Below are 15642 nucleotides of genomic sequence, written 5' to 3'. Positions count from 1 at the left end.
ATCCGATATTAGGATCAAATCCCCATACATCCTTTTTCGACGTAGCTTTATATTTTTGTAGAAGCAATATTTAGCTGTAGGAGTAGAATTATACTTAAAGTCCATAATATACAAAATTTTCGAAAATATGATAAACTAATAGCGTGAAAAGGAGGATGTTAGCATGACTGTACAACAATTTACTGACTATGTAAAAAAAATGCAGCACTATGGAGAAGCACTGAGTGTGATTTATTGGGATATGCGGACGGGTGCACCTAAGAAAGGGTTAGCTCAACGTTCAGAGGTAGTTGGAACATTATCTGCCTCCTTATTTGACATGCAAACTAGCGAAGAATTAGGGGAATTACTAACGGAGTTAGAGGGGCAAAAGGCAGATCTCGATTATGTTACGCTGCGTTTAGTAGAGAAAGTACGTAAAGATTACGATCAAAATAAAAAAATTCCAGCTGATGAATATAAGGAATTCGTCATTCTGCAATCTAAAGCAGAAACAGCATGGGAAGAAGCAAAAGCAACGAATAATTTTGCGTTATTCCTACCTTATTTAGAGAAAATTATAAGCTGCCAGAAGAAATTTATTCAATATTGGGGTATTAAAAACGGTTCTCCGTACAATACATTACTAGATTTATATGAACCGGATATGACGACTGATGTTTTAGATCAAGTTTTTGGTGAATTACGTGAAACAATTGTTTCTCTTGTACAAAAAATTGCAGATTCACCAAATAAACCAGATACAAGTATATTATTTAAGCATTTCCCTCGTGAATCTCAACGTGCATTATCATTAGAAATGTTAGCACAACTTGGCTATGATTTTGAGGCAGGTCGCTTAGACGAAAGTGTGCATCCATTTATGATTGGCTTAAATCATGGAGATAATCGAATTACAACGAAATATGATGAAAATGATTTCCGCTCAGCAATTTTTGGAACAATCCATGAGTGTGGGCATGCCATGTATGAACAAAATATCGATGCGAAGCTTGATGGTTTACCGTTAGCAACAGGGACATCTATGGGAATACATGAATCTCAATCTTTATTTTATGAAAATTTTGTTGGTAGAAACGAAAAGTTCTGGGAACATAACTACGAGCGACTGCAAAAATATTCACCTGCACAATTTGGTGATGTAGCACTAGCTGATTTCCTGCGAGCGATTAATATGGTGGAACCTTCGTTTATTCGTATTGAAGCAGATGAGTTAACATATCCACTACATATTATGATTCGCTATGAAATTGAACGTGATCTATTCAATGGCGATCTTCAAGCGAAGGATCTTCCGCAAGTATGGAATGATAAATACGAAGAATATTTAGGCATTCGTCCTGAAACAGATGCAAAAGGGGTACTACAAGATATGCACTGGTCCGGGGGCATGTTTGGCTATTTCCCATCTTATGCTTTAGGAATGATTTACGCTGCACAATGGAAGCATGCAATGGATAAAGATATTCCAAACTTTGATGAGCTGTTAGAAAAGGGAGAGCTTCTTCCAATTCGAGAGTGGTTAACAGACAAAGTCCATCAATATGGTGCGCTGAAGAAGCCGTTCGAATTGCTACAGGAGGCGACAGGGGAAGGCTTAAACGCTAAATATTTAGCAAACTATTTACAAGAAAAATATACGAAGCTGTATCAGCTTTAAATGACAAAGCGGTTTCTCTATAGTTGAGAAATCGCTTTTCATAATGCCGAAAAACAAAATGGTCAAGAAAATTATTATAAATGTTGTGGCGTTTTCGATGAGGGTGGTTCTAAACTACTCGCGTTCCTTAGGGAGGCGTCGCGCCACTCCCTCCGCTTAGATATGTTGCTGTCGCTACGCTTTCGCGTATAAAAAACATTTACTGAAATTTTGTTTTATCATTATAAATTAGAGTGGAGGCTGGGCGACTCCTTGGGCTATGTTTTATCTTTCTTTCGAAAATCAATTTCCTCATAATCCGCATTATCGACTTCAATTTCAAATGAACCGCTTCTCTCCAAAAGAAAATGCTGGATCCTATATGCGTATATAAACTTGATTAAAACTGATATAATACAAAATGGTTATTTAGACATCCCCTATCAAGATACATATAGATAGTTCAAAATAGTAGGGATTCACAAAAACGGAGGTATGAAAGTGGCAAAGAATACAAGTAAAATAGGTGTAGTAATCGCTGGGCTATTGTTAGCGATTTTAATGGCTGCAATGGATAATACAATTGTAGCAACGGCAATCAGTACAATTGTCGGAGATCTTGGTGGATATGACAAACTTGTCTGGGTGACATCAGCTTATATGATCGCGTCGGTTGCAGGTATGCCGATTTTCGGTAAATTATCCGATATGTATGGTCGTAAAAGATTCTTTATTTTCGGTTTAGTTGTATTTTTAATTGGTTCGGCGCTAGCCGGTACAGCAAACTCAATCGTTCAGCTTAGCATTTACCGTGCAATTCAAGGTATTGGCGGTGGTGCATTAATGCCAATTGCATTCACAATTATGTTTGATGTAGTGTCTCCAGATAAACGCGGTAAAATGGGTGGCTTATTCGGGGCAGTATTTGGTCTATCGAGTATCTTTGGTCCGCTTATTGGAGCCTATTTAACAGATTATGTCCATTGGTCTTGGATTTTCTATATTAATTTACCACTTGGGCTAATTGCTTTTGTGTTAGTCGCAAAATTTTACAAGGAATCAGTTGTACATGCCAAGCAAAAAATCGACTACTTTGGCGCAGCTACTTTAGTTAGTTCAATAGTTAGTTTAATGTTTGCTCTTGAGCTAGGCGGCAAAGAATATGCTTGGGATTCCGCAATGATTCTTGGATTATTCGCTCTATTTGCAGTGCTTTTTATTAGCTTTATCTTAATTGAACTACGTGTAGAAGAGCCTATTATTTCCTTTAAAATGTTCAAAAGTCGTCTCTATGCAACGAGTAATATCATTTCAATATTTGCTGGTGCTGCTTACATTACTGCTGCCATCTATATTCCAATTTTTGTTCAAGGCGTACTTGGAGGCTCGGCAACGAACTCAGGTCTTATTTTACTTCCGATGATGGTCGGTTCAGTTGTAACAGCATCTGGAGGTGGAGCTCTCCTCACGAAATTTAAGTATCGAACGATTATGTTACCGACTTTAACTCTATTCGTTGTTGGTATTACTTTGCTTACAACATTGACAACTGAAACGTCGCACTTTATGGTAACAATCTTTATGATACTTGTAGGTCTTGGCATTGGATCGTCTTTCTCTGTGTTGAGCAATGCCGTTATTCATGGTCTTAGTATGAGACAACGTGGCTCGGCTAACTCAACGCTAAACTTCAATCGAGAACTTGGAATGACATTAGGAATTACAGTGTTTGGGATAATCCAAAACCATATTTTCTCAAATAAGTTAACGTCCGCGTTTAGCGGTCAAGCACCTACTGGTATGGATTTAAGTGATCCGAGTGTAATCCTAACATCTGAAACTCGAAACGTCATTCCTGTAGAGGTTCTCAATAAAATGCAAGAAGCACTTACTATTTCAGTTGCTCATACTTTTGCTTGGGCGATAATCCCGGCTGCTATTGCGCTAATTATGGCATTTGCTATGGGTAGAGAGCAATTCGACCCTGCTTCTGAAATGGAAACGTACAATCACGAAGCATCACGTTAATATGAGCCTGTGTTTCACAAATTATCAAAATGCGCCCTCTCCTTAATTAGAACTGTTATAATACGAAACGTGTATTTTAAAACATTTAATATTCGAAATAGCTATAAAGATTGAGGTAGTCGTATGAAAAGGCAGTTGAGATTGCAGAATTTTTGCATACAAAAATAGAAAAAGAGAGCGCGTTAAAAAATATTTCAAAAAAATGGTCGGTGGGCAAAAAGTAAGCCATCATGCTAATTTTGCAGATACCTTTACTAAGAGGCAGGGACAAACCCCTCCTCTGATACCAAAAAGCCGGTGAAATTTTACGACATGTAAAATTTCACCGGCTTTATATTTTTCGTAATAAGCACTCGAACCGTTTATACGAAGTACTGGTTGTCCTGCCTATAATCCACGCATGGTGCTTAAACTGATATTATGCGCCTATACGCAAGCAGAAGAAAAAACGAACGCCATTTACGTCAACGCAATTGAAGTGGAACCAGTTTTTGGATTTTTGATGGCTAATTTGTGTTTCACTCGATTTTCTGTCCGAGGAAAGTTGAAAACGAAATAGGTCTTGCATAAATGGCTGTAAATTTGAGAAAATTCACGGTCATTCACTAAGAAGTGTAAGCTAAAATAGAGAAAAATCGAAAAAAGTGAAATTAAGCACACTCAATTTCACTTTTTTCGATATTAGAAGCTAGTTTTGTCCCTGCCTCTTTTTATTAAGATGTAAAACATTGTTACCAAAGCTTATAGCCTTTAGAGCCAGGAGGGGAATTAGAAATAATATCAATAATTGGAATAGTATAAGCAAATAAAATTAATGCTACTAAAATAACTAGCCATACTTTGAAATTCTCTAAGATAGCTGGTGTTGTACCACTGTTTTCATGTACTTCACCAACTGGGAATTCCTCTTCGCCTTTTGGTGCAAACCATGCTAATTTCGCCACAATATAAAGAATGATTAAGATAGCGATGAATAGGATAGTGCCACCAACAGCTTGAGCGATTTGATAAGGAATCCAATCATAAGCTTGTTGAGCTCCGCCATACTCAGAGTAATCAGATCGACGAGGTGCACCAATCAGACCAGCGATATGCATAGCGGAAGACATAATCGTCATACCAGTAGCCCATAAAATAGCGGCAAAATTACCAAGGTTATTTAAAGCTTTTGTCAGTGTGCGACCTGTTAAATATGGAATTAACCAAAATGCCGCCCCAAAATAAGTTAATACGGCTGTTGTTGCAATTGTTAAATGGAAATGTCCTGTAACCCAAATAGTATTATGGATTAATTGGTTCATTTGGTAAGAAGCATTGATGATACCGCCTGCGCCACCAGGAATAAATGCTACCATACCGATAAATGGCACGAAGAAACGAGCATCTTTCCATGGTAATTTTTTAAGCCAGCCAAAAAGCCCTTTCCCACCTAATTCACGACCGCGTAATTCAAACATTGCAAACATTGAAAAGGCAGTCATTAAGGATGGTACGATTACAGCAAATGTTAAAACAACTTGTATGAATTTCCATGTACTATCAATACCTGGTTCAGTTAATTGGTGATGGATCCCAACTGGTACAGAGAATATTAAGAACAGCATAAATGACAGTCTTGCTAAAGAATCAGAGAAAATTTTTCCGCCAATAACCTTCGGAATAATGACATACCAAACCATGTAAGCTGGTAATAACCAGAAATACACAAGAGCATGACCAAAATACCAGAATAATGTACGGGAAAGTGCTACATCAACACGTTCGATAAAGCCTAAGGACCATGGAAGTAACTGGAATAGTACAGAAACAGCTACACCTAGAGTTGCTACGAACCACATTAAATTATTGACAACAACCATAAATGAAAGTAATGGGCTTCGTTGTCCGCTACCTTTGTTTTCTTTACGCCACTGTGCATATCGCAAAATTTGACCTGCGCCGCCAACCCAAGAACCAACAACGACTAATGTAAGGCCTAAATAGAATATCCAGTGAGCTTTGAGTGGAGCATAGAACGTATATAAAACAGATGCTTCGTTCAGTAGAACCATTACTGCAGCTGCTGCTGTACCGATAGTCATTAACCAGAAGCCAATCCAGCCAAGGCGACGTTGACCATCTGAAAAAGTCCCTGACGTACGGCTGACACTGGCAATTTGGAAACCGAAAATAAAGAACGTTGTTAAAATAAGACCGAGTAAAATACCATGTACAGTTAAAACTTGATAGTAACCAATGCCTGCTGGTAAAGTAAATTGACCAGAACGAACGAAAACCTGTAATAAACCTGCTAGACCCCCTAATAATAATGCGATGAATGCCACATAAATATGTGCCATTGCTAGCTTCGCATCACGACGATCCACTTTTGTCAAATTATTATTGAGACTCATTTGGATCCACCACCTTTAGCATAGAGTGCATCATCGTATGTCCTGTACCACAGTATTCATTACATACGATTAAAAACTCTCCCACTTTATTTACTTCTGTCACATATTCAGAAATGTAACCAGGTTCAAGCATCATATTAATATTTGTACCTGCAACTTCAAAGCCGTGCATGACATCCGCACTTGTTGCGATAAATTTCACTTTAGCTCCTAGAGGAACTTCAATTTCTGGCGGATTGTAATTAAATGCTGATGCTAAAACAACCACTTCATAGTCCCAATCCTTACCTTCTACTTTGTGAACACCAGGATTATCGAAGGGGGGAAATTCATTTACTTTCTCATAATCAAGTGTTTTTTTACCATTGTTCGGATGTGAGCCTTGATGAAATGCACCGATGCCGAGAATGATAAGGAATGCTACTAAAGTAGTAACTCCAAACACAAGCCAATACTTTTCATATTTATGTAAGTGCATATGTCTCTGTCCTTTCTTAGTAGATTAAAAACGATTGATGAACAAATCGAAGCAGTACGCCCAAAGCAAGATAATAATGATTCCTACTCCAAATACCGCATAGAGTGAACCTTTTAAATTTTCATCTGACTTTTTTTTATTTGCCATTTTTGCTCCTCCTTCGCTTTTATTGTGTCTTTCATATTGCCATGATATATAAATAAATTTCTTTTTGATGTGAAAAAAATCACACATCTTGGCGAATTATGTGAAAGAAATGTGAAGAATTGAGGAGGGAATAAAAAAAAGCCACCTCAATAGTCATTGAGATGGCCGCGTTTGGGTTGGAAATGAAGTGATTTTTATTGAAATCTATTATATTTTTACTATTTGGATTTTAGAGTGAGCCTTATGGGGTATCCTCCGTTTATTAAAGAGAATGACAAAGCGTGATCATAAATGTTTATGTATGGGCATAGGATGTATCAGTTAAACTGTCCAATATTCTAGAACTCTATTCTTCTTCAATTGTTAAAAGAACTGTCAGTGAACCGACGCTTGGAATTGTTACAGGGAGTATAAAGGCCTTTTCAAAGCCGTATAATTTTGTGTTACCAACCATCACTGTTGGAGGAGTGATATCAATTTCTAAGCTTTCTTGTCCGACGGTAGTACATAGATTTCCTGCAATCATATTTCCAAATTCCCCTGTAAAGGATTCCAACATTTCTCCTTCGAGAGGCATACCAAACATCGTATTGCCGATGCCACTAAATGTTTCAGGAGAAGAATCAATGATTACTCGGCCCTTTAAATCTCCTATTAAACCAATTAAAACACCCATTTGCTGTTGTTGAAATGGTTCAGAAATAATATTCGGCGTTTTCACTTCTATATCCATAGGTAGAATCGACTTTAAAGCGTGAATTGTCCCGTTTAAAATAGTTTGAAAGTACTTCGAATTACTCATCATTACCGCATCCTTTTTCCGACTTTTCTACATCTTACCATGTAAAATAGGTAAGATGAAAGTATGTCTTGACGAATTAATGGGAAATTTATATTATATTAATGAGAATGATTTTCAAAATCAATAAATTGACGGTTTAGTCTTTTCAAATACAAATTTTTATATAAAAAGGAGCGGTCAGTGATGACATTCGTATTTATCGGAGCAGCAGTAGTTATTTATATTGGAGTAGGAAAACACGTCATGAATCAGGCGACTGCACATTTAAAGTAAGAGAATAATCAGTAAAGAGACAATTTTTATACAAAGAGCATGGTCCGAGCAATTTTGAGATCATGCTTTTTTTTATACGAAAATATTAATCTTTCATATTTCGTGGTAATAAAGGGAAAGAATAATTGTTTGTTTTTTCTGAAATATATTGAAAATGAGAATTGATTTTTTGTAGTATGGTTACGAGACGATGAAAATATGACATATAACTCAATACAATGTCATAACTGATGGATTCACTGCAAAATGATCACTTCGGCTGCTATAGTTCAAAAAATAAAAATGGATGGGCAATCAAGCAACGTCCTATAGAAATTTAGGTGAAGAAAACATGATGAAAATATTGTTAACAGGGTTTGTTCCATTTCTTGAGTATAAAATGAATCCAACAATGCAAATTGTAGAACATTTAAATGGGGAAATGATGGACGGCTATGAAATTGTAGGACGTATATTGTCTGTGGATTTTCAGCTATCCGCTCAGCAGCTGAAACAACATATCGCCGAGATAAAGCCACAAATCATTATTTCATTAGGATTAGCTGGAGGACGCTTTAAAATAACGCCAGAGCGAATTGCGATTAATGTTAAAGATGGTGAAGCAGATAATAATGGTTATACACCAGCAGATGAGAGTATTTATGATGGTGGTGAAGATGCCTATATAACGAATTTACCTATCAGAAATATGGTAAATCGCTTATGCAAAGAAGGGTATCCAGCGGAAATTTCAAATACGGCAGGTACCTATTTATGTAATAATATTATGTATGAAGGACTAGTTTACGCGAAGCAACATAAAGAGGTCCGTGCTGGATTTATTCATATTCCTGCGTCATTTGATTTGGCGATTCAGCATGGAAAAATACCGGGATGGAATATTGAAGATTTGATTACTTCCATTAAGCTTTGTATCGAGGAGACAATTCGTGCAACAAGTGATTGATTTTCCTCAAACGATGTGAAAATTTCCACGCAAACTCTATGTATACATGGAGATGGCCCACATGCACTGGATTATGTCAAAAAAATTTATGAGTTAAAGCGTCAAATGAAATAACTAAAAGTGGATGCCCTGAAATGTAAATCATCATTTTAGGCATCCATTTTTAGTTATATAAAGCTGATTCATCTATCAATGAAACAATTTATTGGAAAGTAGGTTTGAATGGATAACAACATACTCCAATTTATTTAGCTGTTTAAAGTGTAGTTACTAATTCTACAGCCTCAATAATAATTGGTGTTCCGGCGGGTAAAGTACCTGTAACAGTATGAAACGTTAAATCTGATGCAGAAACTGAATAGGAACCACCTTCCTGTAACACACCATTTATATATAAATTGTAGTAGCCGTTTGTGACGATTGGGAAAGTAGTTGCTGCAGAACCGCTATCATTTAAAAAGGTAGTAGCGGCAACTGTTGTACCATCTGTGATCGTTAATGGTGCAGCTAAAACATTGAAAAATCTAGTTGAAGTACCTGTAACATTTACATGAATATTAATAATAGAAAGTGCCACTTATTTTCACCCCCTTTCAGGTTGGATTCTTACTTTATAGAAAAACCTAATGATTCTATGATGATGGGAGTACCTCTATAAATTGTTGAATTATTTGAGCTCAAAGTTAACGAAGTTGGAGTTAAGGTATAAATTCCACCTTCCTGCATTACGGCATTAATATAAAGATTAACGTAGCCATTCGGATTAAAAATGATAAATTCACTTACTAGGTTCCCACTATCATCCCAAAATTGGCTAGCAGGTAGAGTTGCCCCATTCGTCAAATCAATATCTGATGTAACAATATAGAAATATCTATTTACTGTTGGAATGATATTTCCACTAGGTTCAACGACTGGGGGAGGGTCTACCGAAGGAATGGTACTAGCTTTTATACGAGGCCACATAAACCGATCTTCACACGCACATTCACATTCTTGCTCGATTTTTCGGTGATTCCTAAAGTTCACCATATTTTTATCACTCCATTTAATTATTGTTACCCCCCATGTATCTTTGTGGCTTTTATTTATCTCTATTGGTACGTCAATAGCACACCTAACCTTTTTAAAACTTAATTTTCCTTACCTTAAAATATGAAGAAAATTATTATTTGCATAGTTGCACATCCATTTTGAAATAGAATCATTCTCACCTATTAATAATGAGCCTAAATAATGCTTTATTTTTTTGGTTAAACAGGACGATATGGATGAATATGGCGTCTGAAACCCTTATATATATGCTTTTTTAAGTAAATTAGTGTTATACTTTGCTTGTCGAATAAGGTAGAATACTAATTATGAACAATTTATGTTCATTCAGAAAAACTCCCATCTCTGAAGATGGTGAGAGGAATGCTTATGTGGTTTCTTTCCAGACACCACTAAAATAGAGGAACTCAGTCTAAGAACGCCACGTCCTGTGGCAACGACTGAGTGACCAACATCGTGTTGCTGACGCTACGTTAGCACTGCGCTTTCGCACAGAAAACATTTGTTGGCCTAAAGCCTCCGGCGGATGTCATGGGTTTTATGGAGTGAATTGTGCTCACACAATTCAAAATCCGGACGCAATTACGCCAAGGCAAAATTGATTAATAATAAAGGGGTTACTGGTTTTATGAAAGATTTTGAACAACAGTTGGAGGCGCTATTAAAGCAAGCTTCGTTACAATACATAATTTATCAGCATAATGGTGATACAGAGCGTATGGATAAGACATCACTTTTTGCACGTAAAATACAGCAAAAAGAATATGTTATTGGCTTTGCAGGCCATTTCTCTGCTGGTAAATCGAGTATGATTAACGCCTTATCTGGTGAAGATTTACTTGCGGCAAGCCCTATTCCAACGAGTGCTAATATCGTAAAAGTCCGTCAATCAGAAGAAGACTTTGCGATTGTCTATATGCATAATGAAAAGCCTGTAAAATTCGAAGCAGGTTATGATTTTAAAACAGTTAAAGAGCTTAGTAAAAATGGGGATCTAGTGTCACAGATTGAAATTGGTCATAGTACATCGACATTACCACTAGGCGTCACTGTTATGGATACGCCAGGTGTTGACTCGACAGATGATGCACACCGCATGTCAACAGAGTCAGCTCTTCATATTGCTGATATCGTATTTTATACAATGGACTATAATCACGTGCAATCCGAATTGAATTTTCAATTTACAAAGCAATTAATGAAGTACAATCCAAACGTTTATTTAATCGTTAACATGATTGATAAGCATAATGAAAATGAATTAAGCTTCGAGGAATTTAAAGCAACAGTTCACAATTCCTTTGAGGCATGGGGTGTAGTACCAAAAGGCGTATTTTTCACTTCATTAAGAGAGCCTGAGCACCCTTATAACGATTTCCAGGTCGTAAAGAAAATCGTTATGGATAGTATGAATGATTGGCAGGATCAGCTTGTACAAACTGCATCAAATACACTGCGTTTATTACAAAGTGAGCATGACAATTATTTAACGGAAGAAAGACAAGATCGTTTAGATGTCGATGAAGATGTATTAAGTGCCGATGACTGGGCAAACCATAAAGATATTTTAGAGCAGTACAATAAGCTAAATCGTCAAGTTGAATTGTTCTCAGTTGAGGCATGGAATGAAACGTTCGAAGAGCAACGTAAAGAGCTACTTGCGAATGCAGCCATTATGCCAGCCGATTTACGTGATAAATTACGTCTGTATTTAGAGAGTCAGCAGGAGGGCTTCAAAGTAGGGGGCTTATTTACTGCTAAGAAAAAAACAGAGGAAGAGCGTAACCGCCGTAAAGAGGATGCCTTTAGTGCCTATCAAAATGTTGTGCACGCACAAATTACTGGACATTTAAAAGGGCTAATGAAAAAGGTATTAAAGGATGTTGGTGCATTAAATGAAGAACGTGCTACTGCTATTGATGCCTACGCCTTTGAATTACCATTCTCACTTATTGAGCAGCAAGTACAAGTTGGTGCTATATTAACTGGAGATGCCGTTCTAAACTTCGCAAACCGTGTGGCGGAGGCAACAAAACGCTACTTCATCAATGAAACAGATAATTGGAAGGATGCACAGGCAACAACTTTAGAAGCGGTGGCTACCGAAACAGCTGCTCCATCTAAATTAAAAATGGCTGGGATGCAAGAGAAAGTTGACGCCATTCAAGCAGTGCTTGAAATCGAGGGCTATCAGCAATATAGTGCAAGTATTATGCACCAGGCAAGCAATGAAATACGTAAGATAGCAAATCAACAGCTGACAAATTGGGATCATGCCTTTAAGCAAGATTTAGCAGATATTCGATTATTTGATGAATCGATGTTAAAACCAAAAGAGGAAGCGAACCTACAGGAAGAGGCACAGCAAGTAGTTAGTGCAACAAGTCTTCCTATTGAAGGTGTAGTGAAGCGTGCACTTCACACGGCAACGGCTGTAAAAGATGTGCAAGGTTTTGCGGAAGTAGCAACTTACTTAGAAAATAAAGTAGAACGATTACAGAAAAAGGATTTCACAATCGCACTTTTCGGTGCATTTAGTGCAGGGAAATCCTCGTTCTCTAATGCGTTAATGGGTGCCAAGGTTTTACCTGTATCACCAAACCCGACGACAGCGGCTATTAATAAAATTCGTCCTGTGACACCAGAACATCCGCATGAAACGGCAGATGTACTGTTAAAGACAGCTGATCAAATGTTAGAGGATATTCAAGCTTCATACGCAGCGATTGGTCTATCGGTTTCTTCTTTAGAAGAGGCGTTTAATCGTGCAGATGAGGGACTTGCGGTGCAACTATCAGACGAACGCTTAAATGTGCATAAATCATTTATTCGTGCATATAAAGAAGGATTCCCATCATTTAAGTCTGAGCTTGGAAAAGTATTACGTGTAAACCGTGAAGAGTTCGAAAAATTTGTTGCGCAGGAAAATAAATCATGCTTTGTCGATAATATTGATTTCTATTATGATAGCCCGTTAACACGTATGGGTGTGACACTTGTTGACACACCAGGAGCAGATTCTATTAATGCGCGTCATACAGGTGTGGCATTTGAATATATTCGTAATGCTGATGCAATCTTGTTTATTACTTATTATAATCATGCTTTTGCTAAAGCTGACCGTGAGTTTTTAATCCAGCTTGGTCGTGTGAAGGATGCCTTCGAACTTGATAAAATGTTCTTTATCGTCAATGCGATTGATTTAGCGACAACAGAAGAAGAACAGGAAGATGTAAAAGGCTATGTACGTTCAGAATTACAACGCTTTGGCATTCGCTTCCCTCGACTTTACGGTGTGTCAAGCTTAATGGCATTAAAGGAAAAAGTAGAAGGTGCTGATTTAACATCTGGTATGCCACCTTTCGAAGATGCTTTCCACACATTCTTAAATGATGAATTAAGTGCATTGGCTGTCCAGGCACTTGCAGAGGAAGTCGATAAAACGGAGCAACGTTTAGGTGACTTAATTACGCAAACAGAAGAGAACTTAAAGCGTAAGGATGAGCGTTTAGAGGAATTAACAACTCTTGAACAGCATGTGAAATCGAAGTTCAGTTCGCTTAATACAAGTATGGTAGAAAGTGAAACGAAGCAAGAGCTTGATGAATTACTGTATTATGTTCTTCAGCGTGTGTTTTATCGTTACCCAGAGTTCTTTAAGGAAGGCTACAATCCGTCAACATTTGCAGCAATGCCGGTTCAGCAAGCATTAGAGCATGCTTTAAAGGAAGTAATGCAAAGTTTACGATTCGACTTTACACAAGAAATGCGTGTAACAAACTTCCGTTTATCACAGTTTATTAGTAAGAAAATGCAACTGCGCTTTAAAGATGAAGTACGTGAGCTTAAAGAATTAAATCGCAGCTTCTCATTCTTAGCGTTTGAATCTTCTGAGCCAGATTTACTTGATTTTGAAGGACCATTTACAGATATCACTAAATATTCAGGTGTGAAATCGCATTTCCGCAATCAAAAGGCATTCTTTGAGAAGAATGAAAAAGTGAAGCTAAGTGAGGCGCTAGAGGTCTTAACAAAACCAGATGCGCAAAATTATTTAGATTCACAGAAAGTATCTCTCATGGCATGGGCGATTACCTATATTGCTGAGGAAGCGGAGAAATTACGTCTGCATATTTACCATCAGGCACTTGAACAAATTGCAACAGAAAGACTTGCACTTCAGGAAGAAAGTCGTTTAGCTTCTTGGAAAGCTATTTATGCTCAATTACAATACGCATGAGGTGATTCATTTGGGAAAAGTATTCAAATCAGTTGAGGAAATTCAGTTTGATGAAGTCCGTTTCATAGATGCTCGCTTTGATTTACAAAACAAAGAGGTGGGTAACAAAGTATTTGAAGAAGGCCATGCACCAGGAGCGATTCATATCGATCTAGAGCAGGATTTATCAGATATGGGGTCCAGCGATGGTCGCCATCCTATGCCAAATAAGGAAAAGCTATCGGCAGTATTTCAAGAATTGGGATTAAACTATGAAGATCAAATTGTCGTTTACGATCAAGGAGCTGCTCCATTTGCACCACGTGCTTGGTGGATGCTGACTTATGCGGGCTTTCCAAATGTAGTAATTTTGAATGGTGGTGCACCTGCACTTGAGGAAAAAATACCTTTCACAAAAGACATTATCAAATATCCACCGACTACGATTGAATTTGTTTGGCGAGATGAACTATATGCTCCGCGTGAAGCAGTGAAAGCTATTGTAGATGGAGAAGTTGGTGCAACGTTATTAGATGCACGTGCCGCAGCTCGCTACCGTGGTGAAATAGAGCCTCTTGATATGGTAGCTGGACATATTCCGACTGCGAAAAACTTTGACTGGGAGCAATTGAAGTCAGATGGTCATTTGCGAGCGAGTGATGCGTTACGTAGCAAGGTTGCTCGCGACGAACACGTTGTGGTGTACTGCGGCAGCGGTGTTACAGCATCACCATTGTATGCGGTGCTAGCAGATGAAGGCTACGAAAATATTCAACTGTATGTAGGTAGCTATAGTGACTGGATTACCCAATATGATGTTGAAAAAGGGACAAATGAATAAATGTTTCAAAAAGAAACGCTCACTTTGGTGGGCGTTTTTTTTGCTTTTATTGGAGTGGAAAGGGTAGCGCGTTTGAAGCGATGGAAAGTATGGTCAGAGTGACGGAAAGAAGAGTTGAAGTGACGGAAAGTATGGTCAGAGCGACGGAAAGAAGAGTTGAAGCGACGGATAGAAAGGCAAGAGCGACAGAAAGAAAGGTAAGAGTGACGGAAAGAAGAGCCAAGGTGACGGATAGAAATCAGAGCGACGGAAAAAAGAGTTGAAGCGACGGATAGAAAGGTAAGAGTGACGGAAAGAAGAGCCAAGGTGACGGAAAGAATCGTCAAAGCGACGGATAGAGAAGCCAAAGTCGTGGATAGCCCCGCCAAAGTCGTGGATAGAACCATCAAAGTCGTGGGTAGCCCCGCCCAAATCGTGGATAGAACCATCAAAGTCGTGGATAGCCCCGCCCAAATCGTGGATAGAACCGTCAAAATGATGGATAGCCCCGCCCAAATCGTGGATAGAACCGTCAAAATGATGGATAGCCCCGCCCAAATCGTGGATAGAACCATCAAAGTCGTGGATAGAACCATCAAAGTCGTGGATAGAACCATCAAAGTCGTGGATAGAACCATCAAAGTCGTGGATAGCCCCGCCAAAGTCGTGGATAGAACCATCAAAGCGTGGATAGCCCCGCCCAAATCGTGGATAGAACCATCAAAGTCGTGGATAGCCTCACCCAAATCGTGGATAGAACCATCAAAGTCGTGGATAGCCCCGCCAAAGTCGTGGATAGAACCATCAAAGCGTGGATAGCCCCGCCCAAATCGTGGATAGAACC

The 15642-nt window shown here is 38.2% G+C and carries 14 protein-coding genes; 8 read left to right on the top strand and 6 right to left on the bottom strand.

Annotation, left to right across the window (positions count from 1 at the left end):
* Positions 1-163 precede the first annotated feature (163 nt).
* Both ACQKN2_RS06080 and ACQKN2_RS06075 read left to right on the top strand, forming a co-directional pair.
* A complete protein-coding gene (locus ACQKN2_RS06080) occupies positions 164-1660 on the top strand; it encodes a carboxypeptidase M32 (RefSeq protein WP_427414175.1) in 1497 nt (498 codons plus the stop codon).
* 474 nt (positions 1661-2134) lie between these two features.
* Positions 2135-3667: an MDR family MFS transporter gene (locus ACQKN2_RS06075; RefSeq protein ID WP_427414174.1), complete on the top strand. Its 1533-nt coding sequence runs from the start codon at positions 2135-2137 to the stop codon at positions 3665-3667.
* Between the two features lie 731 nt (positions 3668-4398).
* Here ACQKN2_RS06075 and ACQKN2_RS06070 read toward each other — a convergent pair.
* The 4 genes from ACQKN2_RS06070 to ACQKN2_RS06055 all read right to left on the bottom strand — a co-directional run bounded on the left by ACQKN2_RS06070 (position 4399) and on the right by ACQKN2_RS06055 (position 7487).
* On the bottom strand, positions 4399-6060 hold the full coding sequence (locus ACQKN2_RS06070; protein WP_427414173.1) for a b(o/a)3-type cytochrome-c oxidase subunit 1: 1662 nt from the start codon (positions 6058-6060) through the stop codon (positions 4399-4401).
* Positions 6047-6538, bottom strand: a complete 492-nt coding sequence (locus tag ACQKN2_RS06065) for a cytochrome B5 (RefSeq protein ID WP_197141285.1) — start codon at positions 6536-6538, stop codon at positions 6047-6049. The genes ACQKN2_RS06070 and ACQKN2_RS06065 overlap by 14 nt, the downstream gene beginning before the upstream one ends.
* Before the next feature lie 24 nt (positions 6539-6562).
* Positions 6563-6685, bottom strand: a complete 123-nt coding sequence (locus tag ACQKN2_RS06060; protein WP_255349996.1) for a hypothetical protein — start codon at positions 6683-6685, stop codon at positions 6563-6565.
* Between the two features lie 346 nt (positions 6686-7031).
* A complete protein-coding gene (locus ACQKN2_RS06055; protein ID WP_323646566.1) occupies positions 7032-7487 on the bottom strand; it encodes a chemotaxis protein CheX in 456 nt (151 codons plus the stop codon).
* 604 nt (positions 7488-8091) lie between these two features.
* Here ACQKN2_RS06055 and ACQKN2_RS06050 point away from each other — a divergent pair.
* Positions 8092-8706 carry a pyroglutamyl-peptidase I gene (locus tag ACQKN2_RS06050; RefSeq protein WP_427414172.1) on the top strand — a complete coding sequence of 205 codons (615 nt, stop codon included), beginning with the start codon at positions 8092-8094 and terminating at the stop codon, positions 8704-8706.
* Positions 8707-8721: 15 nt separating this feature from the next.
* On the top strand, positions 8722-8820 hold the full coding sequence (locus ACQKN2_RS06045; protein ID WP_427414171.1) for a LamB/YcsF family protein: 99 nt from the start codon (positions 8722-8724) through the stop codon (positions 8818-8820).
* Positions 8821-8962: 142 nt separating this feature from the next.
* Here the strand turns inward: ACQKN2_RS06045 and ACQKN2_RS06040 are convergent, their stop codons facing one another.
* Both ACQKN2_RS06040 and ACQKN2_RS06035 read right to left on the bottom strand, forming a co-directional pair.
* Positions 8963-9283 carry a DUF4183 domain-containing protein gene (locus ACQKN2_RS06040; RefSeq protein ID WP_427414170.1) on the bottom strand — a complete coding sequence of 107 codons (321 nt, stop codon included), beginning with the start codon at positions 9281-9283 and terminating at the stop codon, positions 8963-8965.
* 29 nt (positions 9284-9312) lie between these two features.
* Positions 9313-9738, bottom strand: coding sequence for a DUF4183 domain-containing protein (locus ACQKN2_RS06035; RefSeq protein ID WP_427414169.1), 426 nt, complete (start codon positions 9736-9738; stop codon positions 9313-9315).
* Positions 9739-10387: 649 nt separating this feature from the next.
* Between ACQKN2_RS06035 and ACQKN2_RS06030 the strand changes: the two genes are divergently transcribed.
* From ACQKN2_RS06030 to ACQKN2_RS06015, 4 genes are all read left to right on the top strand, one after another.
* The gene (locus ACQKN2_RS06030; RefSeq protein WP_427414168.1) at positions 10388-13999 is read left to right on the top strand and encodes a dynamin family protein; all 3612 of its coding nucleotides are present in this window, start codon (positions 10388-10390) and stop codon (positions 13997-13999) included.
* A gap of 10 nt (positions 14000-14009) precedes the next feature.
* Positions 14010-14819 (top strand): sulfurtransferase, encoded by an 810-nt coding sequence (locus ACQKN2_RS06025; RefSeq protein ID WP_427414167.1) that lies wholly within the window; start codon positions 14010-14012, stop codon positions 14817-14819.
* Positions 14820-14917: 98 nt separating this feature from the next.
* Complete coding sequence (locus ACQKN2_RS06020) at positions 14918-15082, top strand: hypothetical protein (RefSeq protein ID WP_427414166.1); 165 nt, start codon at positions 14918-14920, stop codon at positions 15080-15082.
* A gap of 22 nt (positions 15083-15104) precedes the next feature.
* The gene (locus ACQKN2_RS06015; protein WP_427414165.1) at positions 15105-15617 is read left to right on the top strand and encodes a hypothetical protein; all 513 of its coding nucleotides are present in this window, start codon (positions 15105-15107) and stop codon (positions 15615-15617) included.
* Positions 15618-15642: the final 25 nt, after the last annotated feature.

This window comes from Lysinibacillus sp. NPDC093688 (genome assembly GCF_050280145.1).
Classification (GTDB): Bacteria; Bacillota; Bacilli; order Bacillales_A; family Planococcaceae; genus Lysinibacillus; species Lysinibacillus xylanilyticus_B.
This window is presented reverse-complemented; position numbering and strand designations above follow the sequence as displayed.